At 66.9% G+C, this 24,393-nt stretch carries 26 protein-coding genes; 15 read left to right on the top strand and 11 right to left on the bottom strand.

The genetic code is table 11. The annotated features are described in order from the left end of the window. Positions 1 to 26: 26 nt before the first annotated feature. Entirely contained in the window at positions 27 to 1,199 is a 1,173-nt protein-coding gene (locus tag CX676_RS11600; protein ID WP_101752758.1) for an acetyl-CoA C-acetyltransferase, read from the bottom strand. A gap of 258 nt (positions 1,200 to 1,457) precedes the next feature. Continuing rightward, positions 1,458 to 2,252 carry an EAL domain-containing protein gene (locus CX676_RS11595; protein WP_101752757.1) on the bottom strand — a complete coding sequence of 265 codons (795 nt, stop codon included), beginning with the start codon at positions 2,250 to 2,252 and terminating at the stop codon, positions 1,458 to 1,460. 120 nt (positions 2,253 to 2,372) lie between these two features. Here CX676_RS11595 and CX676_RS11590 point away from each other — a divergent pair, with 120 nt between their 5' ends. Next, positions 2,373 to 2,951 (top strand): DNA-3-methyladenine glycosylase I, encoded by a 579-nt coding sequence (locus tag CX676_RS11590; protein ID WP_101752756.1) that lies wholly within the window; start codon positions 2,373 to 2,375, stop codon positions 2,949 to 2,951. Here CX676_RS11590 and CX676_RS11585 read toward each other — a convergent pair. Beyond that, the gene (locus CX676_RS11585; RefSeq protein WP_101752755.1) at positions 2,926 to 3,471 is read right to left on the bottom strand and encodes a TlpA disulfide reductase family protein; all 546 of its coding nucleotides are present in this window, start codon (positions 3,469 to 3,471) and stop codon (positions 2,926 to 2,928) included. The two genes, CX676_RS11590 and CX676_RS11585, sit on opposite strands and share 26 nt — an antisense overlap. A 21-nt stretch (positions 3,472 to 3,492) precedes the next feature. Between CX676_RS11585 and argH the strand changes: the two genes are divergently transcribed. The 4 genes from argH to CX676_RS11570 all read left to right on the top strand — a co-directional run bounded on the left by argH (position 3,493) and on the right by CX676_RS11570 (position 8,851). Next, the gene (gene argH, locus CX676_RS11580) at positions 3,493 to 4,890 is read left to right on the top strand and encodes an argininosuccinate lyase (RefSeq protein ID WP_101752754.1); all 1,398 of its coding nucleotides are present in this window, start codon (positions 3,493 to 3,495) and stop codon (positions 4,888 to 4,890) included. Further along, on the top strand, positions 4,887 to 5,030 hold the full coding sequence (locus CX676_RS22775; RefSeq protein ID WP_198590181.1) for a lipoprotein: 144 nt from the start codon (positions 4,887 to 4,889) through the stop codon (positions 5,028 to 5,030). Before argH ends, CX676_RS22775 begins: the two co-directional genes overlap by 4 nt. After that, a complete protein-coding gene (gene lysA / locus CX676_RS11575) occupies positions 5,031 to 6,296 on the top strand; it encodes a diaminopimelate decarboxylase (protein WP_101752753.1) in 1,266 nt (421 codons plus the stop codon). Between the two features lie 71 nt (positions 6,297 to 6,367). Next, entirely contained in the window at positions 6,368 to 8,851 is a 2,484-nt protein-coding gene (locus CX676_RS11570) for a DUF4175 domain-containing protein (RefSeq protein ID WP_101752752.1), read from the top strand. A gap of 6 nt (positions 8,852 to 8,857) precedes the next feature. Here CX676_RS11570 and CX676_RS11565 read toward each other — a convergent pair whose 3' ends face one another. Beyond that, the gene (locus CX676_RS11565) at positions 8,858 to 9,499 is read right to left on the bottom strand and encodes a zinc-ribbon domain-containing protein (protein WP_232816427.1); all 642 of its coding nucleotides are present in this window, start codon (positions 9,497 to 9,499) and stop codon (positions 8,858 to 8,860) included. Positions 9,500 to 9,582: 83 nt separating this feature from the next. Between CX676_RS11565 and CX676_RS11560 the strand changes: the two genes are divergently transcribed. The 4 genes from CX676_RS11560 to CX676_RS11545 are packed head-to-tail and all read left to right on the top strand — an operon-like array spanning position 9,583 to position 12,561. After that, positions 9,583 to 10,257 carry a cell division ATP-binding protein FtsE gene (locus CX676_RS11560; RefSeq protein ID WP_101752751.1) on the top strand — a complete coding sequence of 225 codons (675 nt, stop codon included), beginning with the start codon at positions 9,583 to 9,585 and terminating at the stop codon, positions 10,255 to 10,257. Positions 10,258 to 10,259: 2 nt separating this feature from the next. Further along, a complete protein-coding gene (locus tag CX676_RS11555; RefSeq protein WP_408634490.1) occupies positions 10,260 to 11,198 on the top strand; it encodes a cell division protein FtsX in 939 nt (312 codons plus the stop codon). Continuing rightward, positions 11,195 to 11,962, top strand: coding sequence for a lysophospholipid acyltransferase family protein (locus CX676_RS11550; protein ID WP_101752750.1), 768 nt, complete (start codon positions 11,195 to 11,197; stop codon positions 11,960 to 11,962). Before CX676_RS11555 ends, CX676_RS11550 begins: the two co-directional genes overlap by 4 nt. Beyond that, positions 11,959 to 12,561 (top strand): pyridoxamine 5'-phosphate oxidase family protein, encoded by a 603-nt coding sequence (locus CX676_RS11545; protein WP_101752749.1) that lies wholly within the window; start codon positions 11,959 to 11,961, stop codon positions 12,559 to 12,561. Before CX676_RS11550 ends, CX676_RS11545 begins: the two co-directional genes overlap by 4 nt. A gap of 19 nt (positions 12,562 to 12,580) precedes the next feature. Here CX676_RS11545 and CX676_RS11540 read toward each other — a convergent pair whose 3' ends face one another. The 5 genes from CX676_RS11540 to CX676_RS11520 form a co-directional block, all read right to left on the bottom strand. Next, positions 12,581 to 12,823 (bottom strand): hypothetical protein, encoded by a 243-nt coding sequence (locus tag CX676_RS11540; RefSeq protein ID WP_101752748.1) that lies wholly within the window; start codon positions 12,821 to 12,823, stop codon positions 12,581 to 12,583. Between the two features lie 343 nt (positions 12,824 to 13,166). After that, positions 13,167 to 13,481, bottom strand: coding sequence for a quaternary ammonium compound efflux SMR transporter SugE (gene sugE, locus CX676_RS11535; RefSeq protein WP_101752747.1), 315 nt, complete (start codon positions 13,479 to 13,481; stop codon positions 13,167 to 13,169). Continuing rightward, the gene (locus tag CX676_RS11530) at positions 13,481 to 14,443 is read right to left on the bottom strand and encodes an acetyl-CoA carboxylase carboxyltransferase subunit alpha (protein WP_101752746.1); all 963 of its coding nucleotides are present in this window, start codon (positions 14,441 to 14,443) and stop codon (positions 13,481 to 13,483) included. Before CX676_RS11530 ends, sugE begins: the two co-directional genes overlap by 1 nt. A gap of 82 nt (positions 14,444 to 14,525) precedes the next feature. After that, positions 14,526 to 15,110, bottom strand: coding sequence for a L,D-transpeptidase family protein (locus CX676_RS11525; protein WP_101752745.1), 585 nt, complete (start codon positions 15,108 to 15,110; stop codon positions 14,526 to 14,528). After that, entirely contained in the window at positions 15,107 to 16,294 is a 1,188-nt protein-coding gene (locus CX676_RS11520; protein WP_101752744.1) for a MalY/PatB family protein, read from the bottom strand. Before CX676_RS11520 ends, CX676_RS11525 begins: the two co-directional genes overlap by 4 nt. Positions 16,295 to 16,373: 79 nt before the next feature. Between CX676_RS11520 and def (CX676_RS11515) the strand changes: the two genes are divergently transcribed. The 4 genes from def (CX676_RS11515) (at position 16,374) to fmt (ending at position 18,854) form a co-directional block, all read left to right on the top strand. Further along, positions 16,374 to 16,895, top strand: coding sequence for a peptide deformylase (def, locus tag CX676_RS11515; RefSeq protein WP_101752743.1), 522 nt, complete (start codon positions 16,374 to 16,376; stop codon positions 16,893 to 16,895). Next, positions 16,888 to 17,400 (top strand): peptide deformylase, encoded by a 513-nt coding sequence (gene def, locus CX676_RS11510; RefSeq protein WP_232816426.1) that lies wholly within the window; start codon positions 16,888 to 16,890, stop codon positions 17,398 to 17,400. Before def (CX676_RS11515) ends, def (CX676_RS11510) begins: the two co-directional genes overlap by 8 nt. Beyond that, on the top strand, positions 17,397 to 17,897 hold the full coding sequence (def, locus tag CX676_RS11505; protein WP_101752742.1) for a peptide deformylase: 501 nt from the start codon (positions 17,397 to 17,399) through the stop codon (positions 17,895 to 17,897). The genes def (CX676_RS11510) and def (CX676_RS11505) overlap by 4 nt, the downstream gene beginning before the upstream one ends. A 63-nt stretch (positions 17,898 to 17,960) precedes the next feature. Then, positions 17,961 to 18,854 carry a methionyl-tRNA formyltransferase gene (gene fmt / locus CX676_RS11500; RefSeq protein WP_101752741.1) on the top strand — a complete coding sequence of 298 codons (894 nt, stop codon included), beginning with the start codon at positions 17,961 to 17,963 and terminating at the stop codon, positions 18,852 to 18,854. On the opposite strand, the gene CX676_RS11495 is transcribed toward fmt, so the two are convergent. Next, a complete protein-coding gene (locus CX676_RS11495; protein ID WP_101752740.1) occupies positions 18,855 to 19,844 on the bottom strand; it encodes an acyltransferase family protein in 990 nt (329 codons plus the stop codon). A gap of 352 nt (positions 19,845 to 20,196) precedes the next feature. On the opposite strand from CX676_RS11495, the gene CX676_RS11490 reads away from it, so the two are divergent. Beyond that, entirely contained in the window at positions 20,197 to 21,012 is an 816-nt protein-coding gene (locus CX676_RS11490) for an alpha/beta fold hydrolase (protein WP_232816425.1), read from the top strand. Positions 21,013 to 21,152: 140 nt separating this feature from the next. Further along, positions 21,153 to 21,614, top strand: a complete 462-nt coding sequence (locus CX676_RS11485) for a DUF1579 domain-containing protein (RefSeq protein ID WP_101752738.1) — start codon at positions 21,153 to 21,155, stop codon at positions 21,612 to 21,614. 41 nt (positions 21,615 to 21,655) lie between these two features. Here the strand turns inward: CX676_RS11485 and secA are convergent, their stop codons facing one another. Further along, the gene (gene secA / locus CX676_RS11480; protein WP_101752737.1) at positions 21,656 to 24,367 is read right to left on the bottom strand and encodes a preprotein translocase subunit SecA; all 2,712 of its coding nucleotides are present in this window, start codon (positions 24,365 to 24,367) and stop codon (positions 21,656 to 21,658) included. Positions 24,368 to 24,393 lie beyond the last annotated feature (26 nt).

The following is a 24,393-nucleotide window of genomic DNA, read 5'->3' as shown; positions in this document are numbered from 1 at the left end:
AGGAAATTCGGCCGGATAGTCCCCGATCAACGCTCGAGGCAGAGGGCGACGCCCATGCCGCCGCCGATGCACAGCGTGGCGATGCCCTTCTTGGCGTCGCGGCGGCCCATCTCGAAGATCAGGCTGTTCAGGATGCGCGCGCCCGAGGCACCGATCGGGTGGCCGATGGCGATGGCGCCGCCGTTCACGTTCACGATCTCGGGGTCCCAGCCCATCTCCTTGTTCACCGCCAGCGCCTGCGCGGCAAAGGCCTCGTTCGCCTCGATAAGGTCCAGATCGCCGACCTTCCAGCCGGCTTTCTCCAGCGCCTTGCGGCTCGCATAGACCGGGCCCACGCCCATGATCGCCGGGTCGAGGCCGGCGGTCGCGTAGGAGGCGATGCGAGCCAGCGGGGTCAGGCCGCGGCGGGCGGCCTCTTCCTCGGACATGACCATAACGGCGGCGGCGCCGTCATTCAGGCCCGAAGCGTTGCCGGCAGTCACCGAACCGTCGCGGGTGAAGGCCGGGCGCAGCTTCTGCATCGCCTCCAGCGTGGCGCCGTGGCGGATATACTCGTCCTTGTCGACGACCGTGTCGCCCTTGCGGGTCTTGACGGTATAGCCGACGATCTCGTCATCGAACTTGCCGGCCTTCTGCGCGGCCTCGGCCTTGTTCTGGCTGGAGACGGCGAATTCGTCCTGCGCCTCTCGGGTGATCTGGAACTTCTCGGCCACGTTCTCGGCGGTCTGGCCCATGTGATAGTTGTTGAACGCGTCCCAGAGGCCGTCGCGGATCATCGTGTCGATGGCCTGCATGTCGCCCATCTTCTGACCGGCGCGCAGGTAAGAGGCGTGCGGCGACAGCGACATGCTTTCCTGGCCGCCGGCAATGACGATCTCGGCATCGCCAAGGCTGACCTGCTGGGCGGCCAGTGCCACCGCGCGCAGACCCGAACCGCAGACCTGGTTGAGACCCCAGGCCGCCGATTCCTTCGGCAGACCGGCATTGATATGGGCCTGACGCGCGGGGTTCTGGCCCTGCGCCGCGGTCAGCACCTGGCCGAGGATGGTTTCGCTGACTTCGGCGGGATCGACGCCGGCGCGCTCGACCACGGCCTTCAGCACGGTGGCACCCAGGTCATGCGCCGGAACATTGGCGAAGGATCCCAGGAAGCTGCCAACCGGCGTGCGGGCAGCGGAAACGATAACGGCTTTCGTCATGAGGGGGCTCCTTCCCATCCAGGTTTGCCGGCGGGGCCGGCGTCGGCGCCTAGGATGCGATTTCGCGACGTGGCGTCAAGGCCGGGACGGGGGGAATACGGAACTTGCGCGAGATTGGTTGGCGGGCGGCGGAGCCCGGCGACCGGCTTGCAGCGGCTGAGGCCTTGTCCGTCGCGGCGCTGGCACATCGGCTTCTCTGGCCGACAGCGGCCGCCAACTGCGACGATCGGCCCCGAGCGTGGTGGCCGATCCCGGGTTCTAGCGCTGCGCCTTTGCCGGGGGACTTTTCCACGGCGGTGCAATCGTCGGCGCGCCGAAATAGTAACCCTGCAGGCAATCGATCCCGAGATCGATCAGAAAGGCCGCGTCCTCGGCGGTCTCGACCGATTCGGCGACGGTGAACATGTCGAAATGGATGGCGATGGATTGCAGCGCGCGGGTCAGCACCTGGTTGTCGGGGTTCTGGCTGATCTCGCGGATGAACTGTCCGTCTATCTTGATCATATCAAAGCAGAAATCGCGCAGATAGCGGAACGAGGTATAGCCGGCGCCGAAATCGTCCAGCGCCAGGCTGACGCCATAGCCCTGGACCTCGCGCATGAAATGCCCGACCTCGGCCGGCAGCTGGATGGCCGAGCTTTCGGTGATTTCCAGGATCAGCCGTTCGGCGATTTCGGGCGCGTTTCCGAGGCCAGAGCGCAGGGTCTGGATCCAGTGCGGATAGCCGATGGACCGCGCCGACATGTTGATCGAGAGGCGCAGCGAGGGCTCCTCGGCCAGCGCGGTCAGACCGAGTTGCAGCGACAGGCAGTCGATCTGGCGGCCCAGTTCCATCGTCTCGGCCACCGGCATGAAATCCTTCAGCGGAACGATGCGACCGGAATCGTCGACCACCCGGATGAGGCCCTCGTAAAAGGCCGGTCGCCCGGTCCGGCCGGATTGCACCACCGGCTGATAGGCCAGAAGGGCATGGCCCTGGGCCACGGCGGCCTGAACCGCGGGCATGGTGATTCGGGTCTGCTGGTCGATGGCGAAATCCAGCGGTGATCCCATATCCGACTGATTGCCCCCGCTCACATCGCGACTCCTGCATGTCCTGCCTTTGCAGCATGGTCATGATGGCCTAACTTCCGGTTAAACCCGCCCCTTTTCTGGAAATCAGGTTAACCCATCATGACCGAACGCTGCCCCTGGTGCGGGACCGATCCGCTTTACGTCGCCTATCACGACAGCGAATGGGGCGTGCCCGAGCGCGATCCCCGCGCCTTGTGGGAGAAGCTGGTTCTGGACGGGTTTCAGGCCGGGCTCAGCTGGATCACCATCCTGCGCAAGCGCGACAGTTTCCGCGAGGAATTCGAGGGTTTCGATCCCGAGCGCGTGGCCCGGTGGGACGAGGCGCGGATCGAGCAGGCCCTGCAGAATCCGGGCATCATCCGCCATCGCGGCAAGATCGCCGCAACGGTCAAGGGCGCACGGCTGTTCCTGGAGATCGAGGGGGCCGAGGGCTTCACCCCCTATATCTGGGGCTTCACCGGCGGCGAGGTGATCCAGAACCGCCCGGCGGCGATGAGCGACGTGGCCACCGCCACGCCCGAATCGACCGAAATGTCCAAATCGCTGAAAAAGCGCGGCTTCAACTTCTGCGGGCCGGTCATCACCTATGCCTTCATGCAGGCCTGCGGGCTGGTGAACGACCACCTGACCGGCTGCCCGCGCCATGCCGAGGTCAGGGCGCTGTCAACTCCCGGATGACCTGCTTGGCGGCGTCCGAGGCCCAGTCCGCATCGCCGGGCAGGCGGGCGACCTCCTGCCCCTCGGGCGAGATCAGCACCGTCACCGGCAGGCCCAGCACGCCCATGTCGCGGGCCAGTTGCTGCCGGGCATCGGTCAGGATCGGCAGGTGTTCCACGCCGGTTTCCGCGTAGAACTTGTCGATCGCCTCGCGCGCATTGCGCCCGGTGGCCACGGTCAGTACCTGGAACTCGTCACCGCCGAGCTCGCCCTGCAATTCGTCCAGCGCCGGCATTTCCTCGCGGCAGGGGGCGCACCATGTCGCCCAGAAGTTCAACAGGATCGCCTTGCCCTGGTAATCGGACAGCCGGACCTCATTACCATCTGCATCGAGAAACACCGTATCGGGCAGATCGGTCGGCTCGGTCTCGACCAGCTTGGCTAATCCGTTCGCCTTGGCAGCCTCGAAGTCGATGGCCCCGGCGAAAGCCGCATTTGCACCGAAAACCAGCGCCGTATAAAGCAGAAGCGAACGCAGCATGAGACCTCCGAAGGATCGCCGATGACCGACCAGACCAAATCCGCCAACACGATGTGGGGCGGGCGCTTCGCTGCCGGGCCGGACGCGATCATGGAACAGATCAACGCCTCGATCGGCTTCGACAAGCGCTTGTATGCCCAGGACATCCGGGGCAGCCGGGCCCACGCCGCCATGTTGGCCGCGCAAGGCATCATCAGCGATAGCGACGCCACCGCCATCCGGGAAGGGCTGCTCACGGTCTTGTCAGAGATCGAGGGCGGAAATTTCCCCTTCTCCAGCGCGCTTGAGGACATTCACATGAATGTCGAGGCGCGGCTGAAAGAGCTGATCGGCGAGCCGGCGGGGCGGCTGCATACCGGCCGCTCGCGCAACGACCAGGTGGCGACCGATTTCCGGCTCTGGGTGCGCGATCAGTGCGATGCGGCGATCGAGGGGCTTCGCGCGCTGATCGGCGCGGCGCTGGCCCAGGCCGAAGCGGGGGCTGACTGGGTCATGCCCGGCTTCACCCATCTGCAGACCGCGCAGCCGGTGACCTGGGGCCATCACATGATGGCCTATGTCGAGATGTTCGGCCGCGACCTGTCGCGCTTTCAGGATGCGCGCAGGCGGATGAACGAATCGCCCCTCGGCGCGGCCGCGCTGGCCGGGACCGGCTATCCGCTGGACCGCGCGGCGACCGCGAAGGCGCTGGATTTCGACCGGCCGATGGCCAACAGCCTCGACGCGGTCAGCGACCGGGATTTCGCGCTGGAATTCCTGTCGGCCTCGTCGATCTGCGCGGTTCACCTGTCGCGACTGGCGGAAGAACTGGTCATCTGGTCCTCGGCCCAGTTCCGCTTTGTCTCGATGTCGGACAAATGGTCCACCGGCTCGTCGATCATGCCGCAGAAGCGCAATCCCGACGCGGCCGAACTGATCCGGGCCAAGATCGGCCGCATCCTCGGCGCGACGGTCGCCCTCTTCACGGTGATGAAGGGCCTGCCCTTGGCCTATTCCAAGGACATGCAGGAGGACAAGGAACAGGTCTTTGACGCCGCCGACCACCTGATGCTGGCCTTGGCGGCGATGACCGGGATGCTGTCGGACCTGACCGCCAATCGCGAGAAGATGGAGGCCGCCGCCTCGGCCGGCTTCTCGACCGCCACCGATCTCGCCGACTGGCTGGTGCGCGAGGCGGGCTTGCCCTTCCGTGACGCCCATCACGCGACCGGCGCGTTGGTGGCGATGGCGGAAAAGAAGGGCGTCGACCTGGACGAGCTGACCATGGCCGAGATGCAGACGGTCAATCCGGCGATCAACCAGTCGGTTTACTCGGTTCTGGGGGTGCACAACTCGGTCGCCTCGCGGCAAAGCTATGGCGGCACCGCGCCTGACCAGGTGCGGGCGCAGATCGCGCGCTGGAAAGAGGTGTTGGCATGAAACTTATTGCGCTGATCGCGCTTGCGGCGCTGGCTGCCTGTGGTGTTGACGGCCCGCCGGAACGTCCGGTCGAGCCGAAACCGCAGCCCGGCGTGACGGTCTCGGGCGAGGCGCGGATCGGGATGCAGGCGACGCTGTAAATGGATCACTTCAACTATCAGAATGGTCATCTCTGCGCCGAGGACGTCCGGCTGTCGCGCATCGCGGCCGAGGTCGGCACCCCCGTCTATGTCTATTCCACGGCCACGCTGACCCGGCATTTCGGCCTGTTCCAGCAAGCGCTCGAGTGGACGCCGCATCTGGTCTGCTACGCGGTGAAGGCCAATTCCAACCTCGCCATCCTGAAGCTGATGGGCGATCTGGGGGCGGGGATGGATGTGGTCTCGGGCGGCGAATATGCCCGCGCCAAGGCGGCCGGGGTGCCGGGCGAGCGGATCGTCTTTTCCGGCGTCGGCAAGACCATCGCCGAGATGCGCATGGCGCTGGAGGGCGGTATCCGCCAGTTCAACGTCGAAAGCGAGGCGGAATTGCAGGCGCTGTCGCAACTGGCCGACAGCATGGGCGCGGTTGCCCCCATCGCCATCCGGGTGAACCCGGACGTGGACGCCAAGACCCATGAGAAGATCGCCACCGGCAAGTCGGAAAACAAGTTCGGCATTCCCATCGCCAAGGCGCGGGAGGTCTATGCCGAGGCCGCGCGTCTGCCGGGGCTGCAGGTCGTGGGCGTGGACATGCATATCGGCAGCCAGCTGACCGATCTCGACCCCTACCGCCAAGCCTATGCCAAGATGGCCGACCTGGTCCGGGCGCTGCGGGGCGACGGCCACACGATCACCCGCCTCGACATGGGCGGCGGTCTGGGTATCCCCTATCGCCGCGACAACAATGCGCCGCCCTTGCCCATCGAATACGGGCAGGTGATCCGCGACGCGGTGGGCGATCTCGGCTGCGAGATCGAGATCGAGCCGGGGCGCAACATCGTCGGCAATGCCGGGATCCTGCTGGCCTCGGTCATCTACCTGAAAGAGGGAGAGGGGCGCGATTTCCTGATCCTCGACGCGGCGATGAATGACCTGCTGCGCCCGGCCATGTATGGCGCGCATCATGACATCGTACCGGTGAACGAGCCTACGCTCGGGGCCGAGGTCAGCGCCATGGATGTGGTCGGCCCGGTCTGCGAGACCGGCGACACCTTCCAGAAGGGCACACAGCTGCCGGCGATGATGGCGGGCGATCTGGTCGCCTTCCGCTCGGCCGGGGCTTACGGCGCGGCCATGGCCTCGGAATACAACACCCGTCCGCTTGTGCCCGAGGTGCTGGTCAGCGGCGATCAATTTGCCGTCATCCGGGCCAGACCGAGCATTGAGGAAATCCTCGCCCGCGATACCATCCCGGAATGGCTATAGGGCGGTTCCTGCGACGGCGAGAGGAGCCGGGGGTTTCCCACCCCCGGGCCCCGGAGGATATTTCTTCCAGGATGAAGGTCGACGCGCCGGTTGTCGTGCGTGCGCTGCGGTTGACCCATGCCGGCATGGTCTGGGAGCAGGTGGCGCGGGCCTTCTGGCCCCTCGCGGCGCTGGCGGCGGTAGTCTTTGCCGCCTTCTGGCTGGGGCTCATTAGCTCCTTGCCAGCGGCGGTTCTGCCGTGGCTTTTGGGCGCTGCGGTGCTGGCGCTGGTCGTCGCGGCGGTCCGGGGCGGATTGCGCTTTGGCCGCGTGGGCGAGGCGGCGGCACTGGCGCGCGTGGATGCGACCCTGCCGGGGCGGCCCCTCTCGGCCTTGCGCGATCAGGCGGCCCTGGGCGGCGAGGGCGCGCTGTGGCAGGCCCATCAGGCGCAGATGCGGGCGCGGGCCGAAGCCGCGCGGGCCGTTGCCCCCGATGCCGGGCTGAACCGCCGCGATCCGCTGGCGCTACGGCTGGCGGCGATGGTGGCGCTGGTCATGGCCCTGATCTTTGGCGGGGCGGGCAATCTGGGGCAGGGACTCTCGGCCGTGGCCGCGACCTTCCGGCCTCCCGCAAGCCAGATGCCGGACATTGCCACCGGGCCAAGCTGGGAAGGCTGGGCCGAGCCGCCCGCCTATACCCGCCGCCCGACGATCTATCTGAACGCCCTGCCCGAGGGCGAGGTGCTGGAACTGCCCAAGGGCAGCGCCGTCAGCTTCCGGCTCTACGGCGAGGGCGCGGGCGTGACGCAGGATATCGGCCCCGCGCAGGGCAACGAGGCGCAGGCCCCGGCCTTCGAGGCGATGCAGAGCGGGGTGATCGAAGTGGCCGGGCGGCGTTTCGACGTGACCGTGCTGCCCGATGCCGCCCCGCGCATCCGCCCCGGCGATGCTCCGACCCGGCGGGCGGATGGCCGACTGGTGCAGGATTTCACCGCCGATGACGATCATGGCGTGGTCGCTGGCAGCGCCGGGATCGAACTTGATCTGGCCTCGGTGCCGCGGACCTTCGGACTCGCCATCGATCCCGAGCCGCGCGAGCCCATCGCGCTGGAATTGCCGATGCCCAATGGCGCGCGGAAAGAGGTTCAGGCCCAGCTGGTGCAGGATCTGGCGCGGCATCCCTGGGCCAACCTGCCGGTGACGGTGCGGCTGTCGGTGCTGGACGGGATCGATCAGGAGGGTCTCTCCGAGCCGATGCAGACCATCCTGCCGGGCCGGCGCTTCTTTGACCCGCTGGCCGCCGCGCTGATCGAGATGCGCCGCGATCTCTTGTGGTCGCGCGAGAACGCCCGCCGCAGCGCCGAAATCCTGCGCGCTGTGACATGGCAGCCCGAGGGCTATGTTGACCAGCCGCTGTACCTGCAACTGCGCGCCGGCGTGGGCGTGCTGGAGGCCGGTCCGCTGACCCCCGAGGCGCGCGACAAGCTGGCCGAGGCCCTGTGGCAGGCGGCGATCCAGCTGGAGGATGGTGGGCTGGCCGATGCGCTGGAGGCGATGAAGCAGGCGCAGGAAAAGCTGTCCGAGGCGATCCGCAACGGCGCCAGCCCCGACGAGATCCAGCGGCTGATGGACGAGTTGAAGGAAGCCACGGACAACTATACCCGGATGCTGGCCGAACAGGGCCAGCCCGACCCCGCCGACCGCTTCACCCAGAACCAGCAGTCGCAGGTCGTCACCGGCGACATGATCCAGCAGATGATGGACGAGATCCAGCGGCTGATGAACGAGGGCCGCATGGCCGAGGCCCAGCAATTGCTGGAGCAGTTCAACCGGATGATGGAGAACCTGCAGGTGACGCAGGGCCAGTCGGGCGGTCAGGGCCAGCAGGGTCAGGGGCAGGAGGGCAACCAGTCGATGAACCGGCTGGCCGATACGCTGCGCGAACAGCAGCGCCTGTCCGACGAGGCCTTCCGCGAGATGCAGGAACAGTTCGGCCAAGGCGGCCAGCAGGGCAGCCAGGATCTGGCCGAGCGTCAGGGCCAGCTGCGCGAGGAACTGGGACAACAGCAGGGGCTGATGCCCGGGCAGGGCTCGGAACAGGGCGATGCGGCGCGGCAGTCGCTGGACGAGGCTGGGCGCTCGATGGATCAGGCCGAACAGGCGCTGCGCGAGGGCGACATGTCGGGCGCGCTGGAACGGCAGGCCGATGCCATCCAGTCGATGCGCGAGGGAATGCGGGCGCTTGGCGACATGCTGGGACAGGGCCAGCGCGGGGCCGAGGGGCCGGACGGGCAGCAGCCGGGGCAGGAGGGCCAGCAGCCGGGCGGTCAGGCCGGACAGGCGATGCGCGATGGCGAGAACGGCCTGCCCTATGACCGCCGGGCGCAGCGCGATCCCTTGGGCCGCCAGCTCTCCGGCAATGGCAATACCATCACCGATGGCGATCCTCTGGCCGAGGGCATCGATCCGGCGCGGCGGGCGCGTGATCTCTTGGACGAGATCCGCCGCCGCAGCGGCGAGCGCACGCGGCCCGAGGATGAGCGCGACTACCTGGGCCGCTTGCTGGACCGGTTCTGATCGGGGCTATTCGCCGGTGCCGAAGACGCTCTGATGCAGCCAGACGCGACCGTCATCCACCGCGACGCGGAACGCCGCCAACTGGCCCTGATCACCGGTGCCGGGCGTCAGGACATAGGCCAAGAGCAGGCTGGCCGCGACAGCGAGCGACAGGGCGAAGCCGCGCAGGTAGCCAGCGCGATCCTTGGCCCCCGCTTCCTCTTCGTGCAGCGGGTTGACCGTCCGCGCATGGCCGTGGGGCGTGGTGCGGTTGACCGTGACCTCCAGCTTGTCCTGCGCAGGTGCGCTGTCGCCGGGACGCTGCGGCCGGTCGTTGATATGGCGCGAGGGTGCCGGGCCGGCCATCGGCGGGTCGGTGGTCAGGATGACCGTCGACTCTTCCGGCTCGACCGCCTCGCCGCGCTGGCGGCGGGCCAACTCGGCCTCTTCCCGCAGAACCGACAGCACCGAATCGGGCAGGGGTCGGTTCAGCCTCGGGCCGGTCTCGGGCGCAGCCGTCATCGGCCCTTTCGGGACAGCCGCACCCGGTTCGTGCCAGCCATGCCCGCAGGAGGAACATTCGACATCGCGGCCATCCGCAGGGATCGCACTGGCATCGACCCGGTACTCGGCCCCGCATTCCGGGCATGTCAGACGTATTTCACCCATCCCGCCCTCTCGCATTCGGCGCCCTGCTGTTCTATCAAGCCCACGCCCGGCTTCCAAGTCGCCGGGCGCGAAGGGGGTGCCTTTTGATCGAGATGCAGGATGCCGGGTTCGGCTATCAGGGCGGAGAACCGTTGCTCTCTGGCATGACGCTGAGCCTGCAGCCGGGGTCATTCCATTTCCTCACCGGGCCGTCGGGCTCGGGCAAGACCACCTTCATGCGGCTGTGCTATGCCGATCTCTTGCCGAGTTCGGGGCGGATGACGGCGCTGGGGCAGGATCTGCGCGGGCTGACCCGTGACGGCATCGCCGCGCTGCGCCGCAAGGTCGGCGTGGTGCATCAGGACCCGCAGTTCCTGGATCATCTGCCGGTGGCCGAGAATGTCGCGCTGCCGCTGACCATTTCCGGCCAGCCGGTCGATATGGCCGCCATGCGCGATCTTCTGGGCTGGGTTGGCCTTGCGCAACAGGCCCGGGTGCTGCCCGGCTCGCTGTCAGGCGGCGAGCGGCAGCGGGTGGCCTTGGCGCGGGCAGTGATCCTGTCGCCCGACCTGGTGCTGGCGGACGAGCCGACCGGCAACCTGGACTGGGACATGTCGATGCGGCTGATGCAGCTCTTGATCGAGTTGAACCGGTCGGGAAAGACGGTGATGGTGGCCACGCATGACCTGAACCTGATCCGCGCCACCAAGGCGCAGGTCGCGGCGCGGGTGCTGCGGATTGCCAACGGGACATTGCAACTGGCGGGGGCGGATCTGTGAAACTGCCGAAACTCTCGGGCGGGTCGGTCAAGGGGCTGGATCTCAGGGCGCTGGTCACCAGCCTGACCGGCGATGGCGCCTCGGGCGACCGGATCGTGCCGCCGACCGGCTTCACCGCGCAACTGACGCTGTTCGCCGCCGGGGCCATGGCCTTTCTGGCGGTGTTTGCGCTGGCGCTGTCGCTGGCGACCGGGCGGCTGGCCGACCGTTGGGCCGAGTCGCTGGCGCAGACCGTGACCGTGCGGGTCTCGGCCCCCTCGACCGAGGTCGAGGCGCAGACCGAGAACGTGATGCAGATCCTGCGCGCCACCCCCGGCGTGGGCGAGCCGCGTCTGCTCGATGACGCGGAAATCGCCGACCTGCTAACCCCGTGGTTCGGCCCGGACGTGCCGGTCGATGCCCTGCCGGTGCCGCGGCTGATCGAGCTGCCGATCATCGATGCAAGCGACTTCGACGCGGCGGGGCTGCGCCTGAGGCTCGAGGGCGAGGTGCCGAATGCTGTCTTGGACGACCATACCGAATGGCGCCGGCCGCTGGTCTCGGCAGCCAGCCGCTTGCAGATGCTGGGGATCTTCTCGCTCTTGCTGATCGCGGCGGCCTCGGCGGCGATGATCACGCTGGCGGCGCGGGCGGCGCTGGCGGCGAATGGGCAGGTGATCCGGGTGCTGCGGCTGATCGGCGCGCGCGACATCACCATCGCCACCGCCTTTGTCCGCCGCTTTACCCGCCGCGCCGCCCTGGGTGCGAGCGTGGGGACGGTGCTGGGCCTGCTGGCGGTCATCGCCCTGCCGGATATGGAGGACAGCGGCCAGTTCCTGACCGGGCTCGGCTTTCAGGGTTGGGGCTGGCTCTGGGCGCTGCTGATCCCGCTGGTCGCCGCCGCCGTGGGCTTTCTGGCCACCCGTTGGGCGGCGCTGACCATGCTGGGACAGGTGCGATGAGCGCCGCCTTCTCGCCCCAGCCGGGGCGGCTGACGCTCTGGCAATATGTCCAGAACGTGCTCTTCTATCTCCATATCGGCCTCGCCACGCTGATCATCGGCTTCTGGGGCCTGTTCGTGGTGCTGCGCCGGGGCGAAGAGGGGGCCAATCATGTCGCCTCGACCTGGATCGGCTATCTGGTGCGCGCGGCGCGCTGGCATCTGGGGCTGATCTGCGAGGTGCGCGGCACCCCGCCCACCCATGACTGCATTGTCGCCGCCAAGCATCAGTGCTTCTGGGACATCCTCGTGCTGGCCCATTCCGTGCCGCGCCGCGCCTTCATCATGAAGCGCGAGGTGATGCGCGTGCCGATCATGGGCTGGTATGCGAAGAAGGTGGGCAGCGTGCCGATCGACCGCTCGCGCGGGAAGGATGCGATGAAGGCGATCTCGGCGCGCATCCGCGAGCGGATGCAGCGCGGCGTGCTGGGCCAGCTGATCATCTATCCCGAGGGCACGCGGACGCTGCCGGGGCAGCGCAAGCCCTACAAGCATGGCGTCGCCACCATCCGCGCCGCGACCGGCTTGGAGGTCATTCCAGTGGCGGTGAATACGGGCCTGTTCTGGCCGCGCAAGGGCTGGGGCATCCGTCCGGGGCGCGCGGTGATCGAGTTCCTCCCGGCGGTTCCGGCAGATCTGCCGAGCGATCGGGTCATTCCCTGGCTGGAAGAGGCGATCGAGACCCGGTCGGACCAGCTGATGGCGGAAGCGGGGTTCAAGGCATGAAGTGGTTGTCCGAAGGTGATCTGGCGGGGATCTATGGCACGCCCGTCGCGGCAGCATTGCGCAAGGTCACCGATCGGCTGACGCCAGATTATGAAGCCTTTATAAAGGCTTCCCGGTTCTGTGTGCTGTCGACGGTTGGCCCGGAGGGCACCGATGCCAGCCCGCGCGGGGATGATGGCCCGGTGGTGCGCATCCTCGACGAGAAGCATCTGGTCCTGCCCGACTGGCGAGGGAACGAGCGGATCGATTCGCTGAAAAATATCGCCCGCGATGGCCGGGTCAGCCTGATGTTCCTGATCCGTGGGTCCAATACGGTGATCCGGGTGAACGGGCAGGCGCGGCTGACCGACGATGCGGATCTGTGCCAAGCCTTTGAACGCGATGGAAAACTGCCGCGCACGGTCATCGTGCTGCAGATCGGCGAGGTCTATTTCCAATGCGCCCGCGCGGTGATGCGGGCGGGGCTGTGGGCTGGCGCCGATGACAGCGACGGGCTGGCCACAGCCGGGCAGATCCTTGCGGGTCTGACCGATGGCGAGGTCGGCGGCGCGACCTACGATGCCGAATGGCCCGGACGCGCCGCCCTGACTCTGTGGTAGGGCGGCGCGCCGGCGCGGTTCAGTAGTGGTTCCAGTAGCGCGGCGGCTCGGCCGGGATATGGGGCAGAAGCCCCAGATCACGCCTGAGATGCGGGCTGATCTGCTCGGTCGGCAGCATCCGATGCCGCCTACGGCGCTTGCGGCCCGGGCGCAGCAGCGCCATCACCATGCCCATCAGCACCGCCCGGGTACCATGCCGGGCGATCAGCCGTTCAAGCGCCGCGCGTGGGGGGACCGCCCCCAGTGGCAATCTTGCAATCATGTCAGTCACCTGCGGACCCGCGCATGGGCGGGCCCTTGTCAAAAGGAGGATACAGGTCAGGCGCAGCCGAAACGGTCTGCGTCAGTCACCCGGATTTTGTGGGGATTGGCCCTGAGGCCGATCAGCAGCGGCGCAATACGCCGGTGCCAGTCCACGAGGCCGCCAGATCAAAGGCGCGTCGGATCGAGTAATGATGCATGGTCGCCCTCCTCTTGTCAGGCTGGTGGAAAGTCTTTGCAACCTGACCGGGTGGGCGAGTCGCGGCAAGAAAAAACCGGTCACGGGATCGTGACCGGATCGGGGTGTTGCCGATGGGTGACAGGGGCCCGCCTTGGCCGCCGGATCACGCCAGCTTCAGCGCCGCGATCCCGGCGACGATCAACCCGATCCCGGCCAGCTTCAGCGGCGCTGTGGATTCGCCCAGCCAGAGGATGCCCAGCACCGCCACGCCAAGCGCGCCGATGCCGGTCCAGACCGCATAGGCGGTGCCGGCGGGCAGGTGGCGCAGGGCGGCGGCCAGCAGCCAGAAGCTGGCGGCGGCGGCGATGATGGTGACGATCGAGGGCACCAGCCGGGTGAAGCCGTCGGAATATTTCAGCGACAGCGCCCAGACCACCTCGAGCAGACCGGCGAGAGTCAGAAGGACCCAGGGGTTCATCAGGCGGGCAATCCCTTGTTACCCATCGCCAGGAACTTGGCGCGGCGGTCGCGGATCAGCTGCGCGGGCTTCTGGCCCGACAGCTCTTTCAGCATGGCAGCGATGTCCTTGCCCACGGCCTTGATCGTCTCGCCCGGATGGCGCTGCGCGCCGCCCATCGGCTCGGCGATGATGCGATCGATGATGCCCAGTTCCTTCAGGTCCTGCGCGGTCAGGCGCAGCGCCTGCGCCGCCTCGCGCATCTTCTCGGCATCCTTCCACAGGATCGAGGCGCAGCCTTCGGGCGAAATCACCGAATAGATCGAATGTTCCAGCATGGCGATGCGGTTCGCGGTCGCAAAGGCCACGGCCCCGCCCGAGCCGCCCTCGCCGATGATGACCGAGACCAGCGGCACGCCGATCTCGAGGCATTTCTGGGTGCAGCGGGCGATGGCCTCGCTTTGCCCGCGTTCCTCGGCGCCCTTGCCGGGATAGGCACCCGGCGTGTCGACGAGCGTGATGACGGGCAGGCCGAAGCGGCTGGCCATGTCCATCAGCCGGATCGCCTTGCGATAGCCCTCGGGCCGGGCCATGCCGAAATTGTGGTGGATGCGCGACTTGGTGTCATTGCCCTTTTCATGGCCGATGATGACGCAGGGCGCATCGTTGAAACGGGCGAGGCCGCCCATCACCGCATGGTCGTCGCCAAAGGCGCGGTCGCCGGCCAGCGGCGTGTATTCGGTAAAGAGCGCGTTGATATAGTCGCTGCAATGCGGCCGGTCGGCATGGCGTGCGACCTGGGTTTTCCGCCACGGATCGAGGCTCTTGTAGAGATCCTTCAGCATCCCGCTGGCCTTCTTGTCCAGCGCGGCGGCCTCTTTCTCGACATCCACGGCATTCTCGTCCTTGCGGGCGAGGGCGCGCAGCTCTTCGGCCTTGCCCTCGATATCAGCCAAGGGCTTTTCGAATTCGAGATAGGTCATGTGATCGGACTCCGGTCAGCGGTTGCGGACTATATGATCGCATGGCCGGGTGATTGCAACGCGGGCCGGCCATGAGGCGGGATCAGGGCCGGATCTCGACCTCGGTGCCGATCTTGGCGGCGGCAAAGAGTTCGCGGATCTCGGCATCGCTGACGGCGATGCAGCCCGCCGTCCAGTCGCCCGCCAACACCTCGCCATCGGGTCGCTGGTTCGGTTGGCCGTGGATGAAGATGTCGCCGCCCGGATCGACGCCCGCTGCTTTCGCCCGGTCGCGGTCCTGTGGCCGGGGATAGTCGATGCCGAGCGACAGGTGATAGGCGCTGGCATCATTGCGGCGGTCGATGCGGAACAGGCCCTCGGGCGTGCGGCCGTCGCCCTGCCGCAGCTTGGTGCCATCGGGCTGGAAGCCCAGCCCGATGCGATAGGTCTTGAGGCTTTCGCCGTCCCGAAACACCGTCATGCGCCGGGCCGATTTCTCGATCAGGATGCGGTCGACCTGCCCTTGCAGTGCCGCCTGTGGCCGCTCTGGCCTGGTCTCGGGGCGCTGCGGCACGGTGACGACCGGCGCATCGTGGCGCGGGGTCAAGTCGGGGGCCAGCACCAGCCAGACCCCCCAGAGGATCAGCGCCAGACAGAGCGCCGAAAAGACCCGCGCCAGTCGCCTCATTGCAGGTCTTTGAACGCCTGCTGCAGCCGCGCGACCGCCTCGGCCACGCGGGCGCGGGGGGTGGCGAGGTTGAAGCGCAGGAAATCCTCGCCGCCCGAGCCGAAGGTGGTGCCGTGATTGGCGGCGATGGCGGCCTGATCCTGCACCCGGGCGGTGAATTCGTCGCGGGTCATGCCGGTGCCCGAGAAATCGACCCAGGCCAGATAGGTCGCCTCGAGCGGCATCGAGCGGAGGCCGGGAATGGCGCTTACCCCCTCGTCGAACAGCCGCCGGTTGCCGTCGATATACGCGACCAGCGCGTCGACCCATGCCGCCCCCTCGGGCGAATAGGCGGCGGCGACCATGTCCTGACCAAAGAGCCCGGGCGAGAGGCCAAGCGCCATCTGCCGGGCCTGGTAGGCGGCGCGCAGCCTGGGATCGGCGATGATCGCATTGCCGATATGGGCGCCGGCGATGTTGAAGGTCTTGGTCGCGGCGGTCAGGGTGATCAGCCGGTCGGCGACATCAGGCGCGGCCAGCGCGGTGACGATGTGGCGCGGCGCGTCGGGCATCACCAGATCGGCATGGATCTCGTCCGAGACGAGGATCAGGTCATGCGCCTTGCAGAAATCCGCGACCTGCCGCAGCTCCTCGGCCGTCCAGACCCGCCCGCCGGGATTATGCGGCGAGCAGAGAATCAGCATCTTCTCGCGCCCGGTCAGTTGCCCGGCCCAGTTCTCCCAATCCATCTGGTAGAGGCCAGCGCCATCCTGACGCAGCGGGAATTCCGCCACCTCACGGCCATTCGCGCGGATGACGCGGGCAAAGGCGTGATAGACCGGCGTCATCAGGATTACCCGGTCGCCGGGCTGGGTGAAGACATCGACGGCCAGCGCCGTGCCATTGACCAGACCGGCGGCGGTCAGGATCCAGTCGGGCTGAACCTCCCAGCCATGCCGGTTCGACATCCACCAGCGGATCGCGTCCAGATAGGGCTGGTTCTTGCCGGGATAGCCATAGACGCCATGATCGACCGTCGCCTCGACCGCGCGCTGGACGGCGGCGGGCGGGCGGAAATCCATGTCGGCCACCCACATCGAGATGCCCGTCTGCGGGTCGACGCCGTAATGGCTTTGCATGTCATCCCATTTCGAGCAGCGGGTGCCGATGCGGTCGATCACTTCGTCAAAATCGGGACGTGCCATGCCTTACCTCTGATTTCCTTTAAGCACCTGCATACGCGGCTTGTTGCGCAGGGCCAAGGCTTGCCCTATCTCAGCTTGCATGAGCCTGCGCCCGATCCTGATCCATCCCGACCCGCGCCTGAAAAAGGTGGCGGAGCCCGTTGCCCGCGTCACGCCCGAGATCGAGGCGCTGGCCGATGACATGCTGGCCACCATGTATGACGCGCCGGGCATCGGCCTTGCCGGTCCGCAGGTGGGCGTGCTGCAACGCATTTTCGTCATGGATGCCAGCCGTGAGCCCGATGCCGCGCCGCGTCCGATGGTGCTGTTGAACCCCGAGATCGACTGGTCATCGGACGAGCAGAACACCTATGACGAGGGTTGCCTGTCCATCCCCGAGCAATATGCCGATGTGACCCGGCCGAAGCAGGTGCGGATGCGCTGGCTCGGCCTCGACGGCAAGACCCATGTCGAGGAGTTCGACGGGCTCTGGGCGACCTGTGCGCAGCACGAGCTGGACCACCTGAACGGGGTGCTGTTCATCGACCATATCTCGGCCATCAAGCGGCAGATGATCACCCGCCGCATGGTCAAGCTGAAGCGCGAGCGCGCCCGTGCCTGACGGCTTGCCCCCGGGGGTTCTGCGGCCCATCGTCCTGCATCCCGATCCGGTGCTGCAGCAGCGTTGCGCGCCGGCGGGTTACCTGACCGGGCCCGATCTGCGGCAACTCGCCGCCGACATGCTGGCGACCATGTATGACGCCGAGGGGCGTGGCCTCGCCGCACCGCAGGTGGGGCTGCTGCGCCGGCTGTTCGTCATGGATGCCGGCTGGAAACAGGGCGCTGCGGAACCGCTGGTGCTGCTGGACCCCGAGATCATCGCCCGCCACGGCCCGCTGGAAGAGGCCGAGGAACGCTGCCTCTCGATCCCCGACCGCCCGGTGCAGGTGGTGCGCGCGGCCCGCATCGAGATCCGCTGGTTCGACCTGAATGGCAAGGTCCAGCAGCGCGAGATGGAGGGCGACGCCGCCCGCATCGCCCAGCACGAGGCCGATCATCTGGATGGCCGGCTGATCATCGACATTCCGCCGCTCGACAGCGCGGGCCAGATCGGGACGATGCAATGACCGTTCGCCCCTTCATCGCCTATACCGACCCGCGCTTGCACCGCCCGGCCGAGCCGGTGGCCGAGATCACCGAGACGGTGCGGATGATCTGGGACGACATGACCGACACGATGGAGGCGATGCCGGGCGTCGGTCTGGCCGCGCCGCAGATCGGGATCATGCTGCGGCTGGCGGTCGTCGATGCCTCGGAGAAGCGGGGCGAGGTGGTGCGCATGGCCAATCCCGAGGTGCTGCACGCCTCGGTCAAGCTGCGCGGCCATGACGAGGCCAGCCCCAACCTGCCCGGCGTCTTTGCCAAGATCGAACGCCCCCGCGCGGTGACGGTGCGCTTCCTGAACGATCAGGGCGAGATCGAGGAACGCGATTTCGTCGGCCTCTGGGCGACCTCGGTGCAGCACCAGATCGACCATCTGAACGGCAAGGTCTATGTCGACCACCTGTCGCCCCTGCGCCGCAAGATGCTGGTGCAGAAATCGGGCAAGCTGGCGCGGCGGTGAGGGTTTGTGCTGGGGCTCTGCCCCAGACCCCGGGATATTTATGCCAAGATGAAAGGGGCTGCCATGCGCGTGATCTTCATGGGGACGCCGGATTTCTCGGTGCCGGCGCTCAGGGCCATTGCTGCCCAGCATGAGGTGGTGGCGGTCTATTCGCAGCCGCCGCGCGCGGCGGGGCGCGGGCAGAAGCCGCGACCTTCGCCGGTGCAGCTTGCCGCCGAGGAGTTAGGGATTCCGATGCGGGTGCCGGTCAGTTTGAAGGGGGCCGAGGCGCAGGCCGAGTTCGCGGAGCTGGTGGCGGATGTGGCCGTGGTCGTGGCCTATGGGCTGATCCTGCCGCAAGCGGTGCTGAATGCGCCGCGCCTGGGGTGCCTGAACATCCACGCGAGCCTGCTACCGCGCTGGCGCGGGGCTGCGCCGATCCATCGCGCGGTGATGTCGGGCGATGCCGAGACGGGCGTTGCTATCATGCAGATGGAGGCGGGGCTGGATACCGGCCCGGTTCTCGCCGAGGCGCGCACCGCCATCAAGGCCGGGGAGACCACGGCAGACCTGCATGACCGGCTGTCGGTGATGGGGGCCGAACTGGTGGTCGATGTGCTGGGGCGATTGCCCCTGCCCGCCAAGCCGCAGCCCGAGGATGGCGTGACCTATGCGCAGAAGATCGACAAGGCCGAGGCGCGGGTCGACTGGAAACAGCCCGTCGCCGAAGTGGACCGGCTGATCCGGGGGCTGTCGCCCTTTCCCGGCGCCTGGTGCGAGGTGGCGGGCGAGCGGGTGAAACTGCTGCGCAGCCGTGTGGCCCAAGGCAGCGGCGCGCCGGGACAGGTGCTGGGCGGGTTCACCGTGGCTTGCGGAGATGGCGCGGTCGAGGTGCTGGAGGCGCAGCGGGCCGGCAAGAAGCCGATGGCGGCTGCGGAGTTGCTGAAGGGCTGGGAGCTGCCGGCGCAGCTTGACTGACTACCCCGTTGCGTCGCGTGTCTGCCGGCGCGGCCGCAGCAGTTTCCGGCGCAGATGATCGCGCAGGGGCCTCTCGAGCAGCAGGTAGACCGCCACCGCCAGCAGGTTCACGAGCACAAGTGACAGGACCAGTGCCAGCATCTGCTGGGTCGGCGTGCCGCTGAACCAATGGGTCACCTTGTCGAAGACCTGGATCACGTAGGGATGGGTCAGGTAGAGCGCATAGCTGGCCCCGCCAAGGGTCAGCAGAAGCGGCGGCAGGGTCTTGTCAGCGAACATGATCAGCGCCAGTGCGATCAGCACCGCCGCCGGCAGCCCGAAGATGTAGAAGCGATGCGCGAAGCTGTCATCCGACAGCGCCGCCGCCAGCAACAGGATCGCCACCAGCATGGCCGCCTGATCCAGCGATCGCTCGGCCAGAAGCAGGTAGACCAGCATCCCCAGCACGAACTCGTAGACGATGAAATTGTGGTAGACCTGCAGCGGAAAGCTGTCCGATCCGGCGCCGATCAGCCAGACGGCAAAGATGCCGAGCGCGGCAAGCGGGGCGCGATAGCGATGCGAGATGGTCAGCGCGATGGCGAAGACCAGGTAGAAATACATCTCGTAGTTCAGCGTCCAGCCCAGGAACAGCACCGGCAGATGGCCGGCGCCGTTCTTGTCGAAGGGGATGAAGGCCAGGGATTTCAGCAGGTGTTCGACATTGGCGGTGGTGTTGTTCAGAAGCCCGGGCAGAACAAGCGCAATGGCGAAGACGCCTAGGGTGAAAAGCCAATAGGTCGGCACGATGCGGATCAGGCGCTTGAGAAAGAACTGCTCGCCCGAGACCCGGGTGGACAGCATCATCACGAAGCCGCTGATGATGAAGAAGGCATCGACGCCGAAATGCCCGGCCCGAACGGTCGGGATATGGACGAAGACGACCGACATGGCGGCGAAGAAACGCAGCGCCTCGATGATGTCGAGCTTTGCGGTGGGGGATCGGGTCATCGGACAGGGGACCTTCTGACGCGCTGCCTTGCCGGGGCATGGCAGCCTGAACACAACAGTTACACACGCAGGCGGGTCTGATCGGCTGCGACACCCCTTGGCATCGGCCTCTGGGTGCACTCGGTCAATGGCGGGATACCTTTCCCGGCGGGTTGCCGCCGCTGGATTGCGGGGCAAACTGGCGGAATGATGCCATGCGGGTGGCGCTCATCTCCTTGACGCTGTGCCGGGACTGTCGAACTCGCCCGATACGCCGTAGGCCGGGGAGCGCCTTGCCCGCTCAGGGACTGTGCCGCGACGTCGAGACGAGGATGATCCTATGCAAGCAGTAGACCATAAGGGCATCAGCCTGATGACCGAAACTCTTGGCCAGCCGGGGGATCCGGCGGTGGTTCTGGTCATGGGCGCGACGGCCTCGATGCTGGGCTGGCCGGATGATTTCTGCACCGCACTGGTCGAGCGGGGCCTATTCGTGATCCGCTTCGATCATCGCGACACCGGCGGCAGTACGACGCTTCCACCGGGCGAAGCGACCTATGCCGTCGAGGATATGGCGGGCGATGTGCTGGCCATTCTGGATGCCTATGGGCTGGCGCGGGCGCATGTCGTGGGCATGTCACTGGGCGGCTATATCGCGCAGATGCTGACCCTCAAGCATCCGGACAGGGCGGCATCGCTGGTGCTGATCGCGTCCGAGCCGCTGGGCTGGGACGGCGCACCCTTGCCGCATATCTCCGGCGCGTTTCTGGATCACTTTGCCGGTCTCGGGACATTGGACTGGACCGATGATGCGGCAGTGACCGAGTTCCTGCTTGCCAGCGAGCGGCTGTCGGCGGGAACGGCGGTTCCGTTCGACGAGCAGGGCCAGCGCAGCCGGATCGCGCGGGTTCTGGCGCGTACTGACAGCCCGGCCAGCATGTTCAACCATGCCGGCCTGACCCTGCGCGAGGATTGGACCGGGCGCTTTCGCGACATCGCCGGCCCGGTCTCGGTGATCCATGGCGACGAAGACCCGATCCTGCCGGTCGCCAACGGGCGTGCGATTGCCGAGGGCATTGCCGGCGCAAGGCTTCTGCTGCTTCCGGGCATCGGGCACGAGCTGCCGTCTCCGGTCCTGCCGTTGATCGCCGACGAGATTGCGGCGCAGGTCCGCGCGGCAGGCGCGTAGGGGAGCCTTGCGGCGGAATGATCAGATCGCACAGTGGCGGTATGGCCGGGTGATTTTGATTGACTTTAAATGCGGGTATGAACAAAACGAGAACAAATGATGCGCGATGCCGGCTGCGTCGCGCGAAGCCGGAGGGTGCGATGTCCAGCGATTTCGATTTCGAGTTTGGCCGATGGCATGTGCGGCATCGCCGGCTGCGCGAGCGGCTGGTCGGCTGCGAGGAGTGGGACGAGTTTTCCGGCACCTCGGAGGCGCGTCCGGTTCTGGGCGGCAATGGCAATATCGAAGATAACCTGATCCACTTTCCCGATGGCGCCTATCGGGCCATCGCGATCCGGGCCTTTGATCCGGCGAACGAGTCCTGGGCGATCTGGTGGCTGTCGTCGGCCAGCCCGCACCAGCTGGATGTGCCAGTCATCGGCCGCTTCAAGGACGGAGTTGGCAGCTTTTATGCCGAGGACAAGCTGCAGGGCCGCCCGATCACCGTCAGGTTCCTGTGGCTGAACACCGAAAGCGGGTCGCCGCGATGGGAACAGGCCATGTCCGCCGATGGCGGCGCGACCTGGGAAACCAACTGGGTGATGGAGTTCGAGCGCGCCTGAACGGCGCGCCGACCTTTTTCAGGACCGCAGGGACGGCGCGATCAGATCGCGCCGTGGCAGTGCTTGAACTTCTTGCCCGAGCCGCAGGGGCAGGGGTCGTTGCGCGAGGGGTTGCCCCAGGTGTCGGGGTTCTGCTCGTCAAAGCCCTGGACCAGCGGGGCGGGTTTGTTGGCATCGTCTTCCGACTGGTGCTCGTCGCCATGCTCCATGGTCAGGTGGCTTTGCGCCGCCTTCTGCTGCTCGGCCATCTGTCGCAGCATCTCCTGCCGCTCGTCGTCGGTCAGCGGACGGATCTGGGCGAGACGCTGGGTCACGTCGCCGCGCAGCCCGTCGAGCAGGGTTTCGAACAGCTGGAATGCCTCGGTCTTGTATTCCGACAGCGGGTCGCGCTGCGCATAGCCGCGGAAGCCCACGACCGAGCGCAGATGTTCCAGCGTCACCAGATGCTCGCGCCATTTCTGGTCGATCATCTGCAGCAGCACCTGCTTTTCGATCTGGCGCATGTTCTCGGCGCCGAAGGCCGCGGTCTTCTCGGCCATGTAGGTGTCGGTGGCGGCCTCGATGCGCTCGGCCATGACCTCCTGGTCGACGCCTTCCTCGGCGGCCCAATCGGCGATGGGCAGGTTCATGTTCAGCTTGTCGCGCGCCGCCGTGGTCAGCCCGGCCACGTCCCACTGCTCGGCATAGGCCTTGGGCGGCAGGTGCTCGTCGACCAGGTCGTCGATCAGCTGGTGGCGCATGTCGGCGGCGATTTCCTCGACCTCGCCCGATTCCATGATCTCGCGGCGCTGGCTGAAGATCGCCTTGCGCTGGTCGTTCATCACGTCGTCGAATTTCAGCAGCTGCTTGCGGATGTCGAAGTTCCGGCCCTCGACTTTGGCCTGCGCGCGCTCCAGCGACTTGTTCACCCAAGGGTGGATGATCGCCTCGCCATCCTTCATGCCGAGCTTCGACAGGACCGAATCCAGCCGCTCCGAGCCGAAGATGCGCATCAGGTCGTCGTCGAGCGACAGGAAGAACAGCGAGCGGCCGGGGTCGCCCTGACGGCCCGAGCGACCGCGCAACTGGTTGTCGATGCGGCGGCTTTCATGGCGCTCGGTGGCCAGTACGAAGAGACCGCCCGATTCCAGCACCTTCTGCTTGTCGCCGGCATGTTCGGCCTCGATCCGCGCGCGCAGCTCGTCGGGATGGGCGTCGGGATTGGCCTTCAAGGCCTCCATCACCTTCATCTCGACATTGCCGCCCAGCTGGATGTCGGTGCCGCGACCGGCCATGTTGGTGGCGATGGTCACCGCGCCGGGCTTGCCGGCATCGGCGACGATCTGCGCCTCGGCCTCGTGCTGGCGTGCGTTCAGCACGTTATGGGCGATACCGGCCTGGGTCAGCATCTGCGACAGCAGTTCCGATTTCTCGATCGAGGTGGTGCCGACCAGCGTCGGCTGGCCCTTGGCGTGCGATTCCTTGACCGCATCGATCACGGCGGCGAATTTCTCGGCCGCGGTGCGATAGACGCGGTCGTGCTCATCCTCGCGCGAGACCGGGCGGTTGGTCGGAACCTCGACCACGCCCAGCTTGTAGATCTCGGCGAATTCCTCGGCCTCGGTGGCGGCGGTGCCGGTCATGCCCGCCAGCTTGTCATAGAGGCGGAAGTAGTTCTGGAAGGTCACGCTGGCCAGCGTCACGTTCTCGGGCTGGATCGCCACGCGCTCCTTGGCCTCGATGGCCTGATGCAGACCGTCCGAGAGGCGGCGGCCCTTCATCATCCGGCCGGTGAATTCGTCGATCAGGACGATCTCGCCATCGCGCACGATATATTGCTGGTCCTTCTGGAACAGCTTGTGGGCGCGCAGCGCCTGGTTGGCATGGTGGACGATGGTGGTCGATTCGGGATCATAGAGCGTCTGGCCCTCGGGCAGGATGCCCGCGGCACTCAGCATCTGTTCCATCCGCTCGTTGCCATCCTCGGTATAGGTCGCGTTGCGGGTCTTTTCGTCCAGCTTGTAATCGGCTTCGGTCAGCTGCGGGATGAACTGGTCCAGCGCCATGTAAAGTTCGCTGCGGTCCTGCGACGGCCCTGAGATGATCAGCGGCGTCCGGGCCTCGTCGATCAGGATCGAATCGACCTCGTCGACGATGGCGAAGTAATGGCCGCGCTGGACCATCTCGGCCAGTGTGCCCTTCATGTTGTCGCGCAGATAGTCGAAACCCAGCTCATTATTGGTCGAATAGGCGACGTCGGCCTGATAGGCGGCGCGCTTCTCGGCCTCGGGCTGGAAGGGATAGACGGCGCCGGTGGTCATGCCGAGCTGGGCAAAGACCTTGCCCATCCATTCGGCGTCACGCTTGGCGAGGTAGTCGTTGACGGTGACGACATGCACGGGCTTGCCGGTCAGCGCGTTCAGATAGGCCGGGAATGTGGCGACCAGCGTCTTGCCCTCGCCGGTCTTCATCTCGGCGATATTGCCCTGGTGCAGGAAGATCCCGCCCATCAGCTGCACGTCGAAGGCGCGCAGGCCAAGCGCGCGGCGGGCGCCCTCGCGGCAGTTGGCGAACGCCTCGGGCAGCAGCGCATCCAGCGATTCGCCACCCTGCGCACGGGCCTGCAGCGCCCGCGTGGCCGCGATCAGCTCGTCATCGCTGCGGGCCTTGGCCTCGTCTTCGAGAGCGTTGATGCGCGCCACCAGCGGACGGACGGATTTTACCTTGCGGTCATTGGGGGTGCCAAAGACCATCTTCGCCAGATTGCCGATCATGTTACCTTCACAGCTTTGGGAAAGCG

The sequence above is a fragment of the Paracoccus zhejiangensis genome, from assembly GCF_002847445.1.
Lineage (GTDB): Bacteria > Pseudomonadota > Alphaproteobacteria > Rhodobacterales > Rhodobacteraceae > Paracoccus > Paracoccus zhejiangensis.
The sequence above is the reverse complement of the archived record's forward strand: the minus strand, read 5'-3'. Positions and strand labels throughout refer to the sequence as shown.

What these genes read in the sequence shown, in the direction of transcription:
- CX676_RS11600 (WP_101752758.1), bottom strand. Translation starts at nt 1,199, where the DNA reads ATGACGAAAGCCGTTATCGTTTCCGCTGCCCGCACGCCGGTTGGCAGC.
- CX676_RS11595 (WP_101752757.1), bottom strand. Translation starts at nt 2,252, where the DNA reads ATGGGATCACCGCTGGATTTCGCCATCGACCAGCAGACCCGAATCACC.
- CX676_RS11590 (WP_101752756.1), top strand. Translation starts at nt 2,373, where the DNA reads ATGACCGAACGCTGCCCCTGGTGCGGGACCGATCCGCTTTACGTCGCC.
- CX676_RS11585 (WP_101752755.1), bottom strand. Translation starts at nt 3,471, where the DNA reads ATGCTGCGTTCGCTTCTGCTTTATACGGCGCTGGTTTTCGGTGCAAAT.
- argH (WP_101752754.1), top strand. Translation starts at nt 3,493, where the DNA reads ATGACCGACCAGACCAAATCCGCCAACACGATGTGGGGCGGGCGCTTC.
- CX676_RS22775 (WP_198590181.1), top strand. Translation starts at nt 4,887, where the DNA reads ATGAAACTTATTGCGCTGATCGCGCTTGCGGCGCTGGCTGCCTGTGGT.
- lysA (WP_101752753.1), top strand. Translation starts at nt 5,031, where the DNA reads ATGGATCACTTCAACTATCAGAATGGTCATCTCTGCGCCGAGGACGTC.
- CX676_RS11570 (WP_101752752.1), top strand. Translation starts at nt 6,368, where the DNA reads ATGAAGGTCGACGCGCCGGTTGTCGTGCGTGCGCTGCGGTTGACCCAT.
- CX676_RS11565 (WP_232816427.1), bottom strand. Translation starts at nt 9,499, where the DNA reads ATGGGTGAAATACGTCTGACATGCCCGGAATGCGGGGCCGAGTACCGG.
- CX676_RS11550 (WP_101752750.1), top strand. Translation starts at nt 11,195, where the DNA reads ATGAGCGCCGCCTTCTCGCCCCAGCCGGGGCGGCTGACGCTCTGGCAA.
- CX676_RS11545 (WP_101752749.1), top strand. Translation starts at nt 11,959, where the DNA reads ATGAAGTGGTTGTCCGAAGGTGATCTGGCGGGGATCTATGGCACGCCC.
- CX676_RS11540 (WP_101752748.1), bottom strand. Translation starts at nt 12,823, where the DNA reads ATGATTGCAAGATTGCCACTGGGGGCGGTCCCCCCACGCGCGGCGCTT.
- sugE (WP_101752747.1), bottom strand. Translation starts at nt 13,481, where the DNA reads ATGAACCCCTGGGTCCTTCTGACTCTCGCCGGTCTGCTCGAGGTGGTC.
- CX676_RS11530 (WP_101752746.1), bottom strand. Translation starts at nt 14,443, where the DNA reads ATGACCTATCTCGAATTCGAAAAGCCCTTGGCTGATATCGAGGGCAAG.
- CX676_RS11525 (WP_101752745.1), bottom strand. Translation starts at nt 15,110, where the DNA reads ATGAGGCGACTGGCGCGGGTCTTTTCGGCGCTCTGTCTGGCGCTGATC.
- CX676_RS11520 (WP_101752744.1), bottom strand. Translation starts at nt 16,294, where the DNA reads ATGGCACGTCCCGATTTTGACGAAGTGATCGACCGCATCGGCACCCGC.
- def (WP_101752743.1), top strand. Translation starts at nt 16,374, where the DNA reads ATGAGCCTGCGCCCGATCCTGATCCATCCCGACCCGCGCCTGAAAAAG.
- def (WP_101752742.1), top strand. Translation starts at nt 17,397, where the DNA reads ATGACCGTTCGCCCCTTCATCGCCTATACCGACCCGCGCTTGCACCGC.
- fmt (WP_101752741.1), top strand. Translation starts at nt 17,961, where the DNA reads ATGCGCGTGATCTTCATGGGGACGCCGGATTTCTCGGTGCCGGCGCTC.
- CX676_RS11495 (WP_101752740.1), bottom strand. Translation starts at nt 19,844, where the DNA reads ATGACCCGATCCCCCACCGCAAAGCTCGACATCATCGAGGCGCTGCGT.
- CX676_RS11490 (WP_232816425.1), top strand. Translation starts at nt 20,197, where the DNA reads ATGACCGAAACTCTTGGCCAGCCGGGGGATCCGGCGGTGGTTCTGGTC.
- CX676_RS11485 (WP_101752738.1), top strand. Translation starts at nt 21,153, where the DNA reads ATGTCCAGCGATTTCGATTTCGAGTTTGGCCGATGGCATGTGCGGCAT.
- secA (WP_101752737.1), bottom strand. Translation starts at nt 24,367, where the DNA reads ATGATCGGCAATCTGGCGAAGATGGTCTTTGGCACCCCCAATGACCGC.